The organism is Vagococcus changpingensis, from assembly GCF_058211775.1.
On the sequence record NZ_JBYVZB010000014.1, the window covers coordinates 1 to 953 of the forward strand.

At 45.5% G+C, this 953-nt stretch carries 7 tRNA genes and 1 rRNA gene; all 8 read right to left on the reverse strand.

The window, feature by feature from the left end:
- Positions 1-178 precede the first annotated feature (178 nt).
- The 8 genes from AC37UB_RS10170 to rrf all read right to left on the reverse strand — a co-directional run bounded on the left by AC37UB_RS10170 (position 179) and on the right by rrf (position 952).
- Positions 179-252 (reverse strand) — tRNA-Pro (locus tag AC37UB_RS10170).
- A 12-nt stretch (positions 253-264) separates the two neighbouring features.
- Positions 265-338, reverse strand: a tRNA-Arg gene (locus AC37UB_RS10175).
- A gap of 9 nt (positions 339-347) precedes the next feature.
- A tRNA-Leu gene (locus AC37UB_RS10180) sits at positions 348-433 on the reverse strand.
- Between the two features lie 14 nt (positions 434-447).
- Positions 448-519: transfer RNA gene (locus tag AC37UB_RS10185), tRNA-Gly, on the reverse strand.
- Between the two features lie 7 nt (positions 520-526).
- Positions 527-599 (reverse strand) — tRNA-Thr (locus tag AC37UB_RS10190).
- A gap of 69 nt (positions 600-668) precedes the next feature.
- A tRNA-Lys gene (locus AC37UB_RS10195) sits at positions 669-741 on the reverse strand.
- Positions 742-750: 9 nt separating this feature from the next.
- Positions 751-823: transfer RNA gene (locus AC37UB_RS10200), tRNA-Val, on the reverse strand.
- A 13-nt stretch (positions 824-836) separates the two neighbouring features.
- Positions 837-952 (reverse strand): 5S ribosomal RNA (rrf, locus tag AC37UB_RS10205).
- Position 953 lies beyond the last annotated feature (1 nt).

Below are 953 nucleotides of genomic sequence, written 5' to 3' on the forward strand. Positions count from 1 at the left end.
TGTATTCACTAAATATGGTTTGTTTCTACATAGTAGAAACGCCCTACACATTTGGTTCGTCTTACTTTGTTCAGTTTTCAAAGGTCTAAACTTTGTTGTCGTAACAACTTTTATATCATAACAAGTTGTCATCTTATTGTCAACACTTTTTTAATTTTTTTTGAGAAAAATCTCAAAATCGGGAAGACAGGATTCGAACCTGCGACCCCTTGGTCCCAAACCAAGTGCTCTACCAAGCTGAGCTACTTCCCGTATTAAATTAAACGCGCCCAAGAGGAGTCGAACCCCTAACCTTCTGATCCGTAGTCAGACACTCTATCCAGTTGAGCTATGGGCGCTATTAATGATGCCGAGGACCGGAATCGAACCGGTACGGTGATCACTCACCGCAGGATTTTAAGTCCTGTGCGTCTGCCAGTTCCGCCACCCCGGCTAGAACTTATGAAAAGCGGAAGACGGGGTTCGAACCCGCGACCCCCACCTTGGCAAGGTGATGTTCTACCACTGAACTACTTCCGCTTATAGATGCCGGCTAAAGGACTTGAACCCTCGACCCTCTGATTACAAATCAGATGCTCTACCAACTGAGCTAAGCCGGCATGTTCTATCAATACGAATTTTAAACAACAAAAAAATACTAACTTTCGTATTATGGCTTAATATAGTAATGACCCGTACTGGGCTCGAACCAGTGACCCTCTGATTAAAAGTCAGATGCTCTACCAACTGAGCTAACGAGTCAAAAATGTATGGAGGTTAACGGGATCGAACCGCTGACCCCCTGCTTGTAAGGCAGGTGCTCTCCCAGCTGAGCTAAACCTCCATCAATACAAAAAGCACGGCAACGTCCTACTCTCACAAAGGGAAACCCTTCACTACCCTCGGCGCTAAGAAGCTTAACTTCTGTGTTCGGCATGGTTACAGGTGTATCCTTCTTGCCATCGTCACCGCAC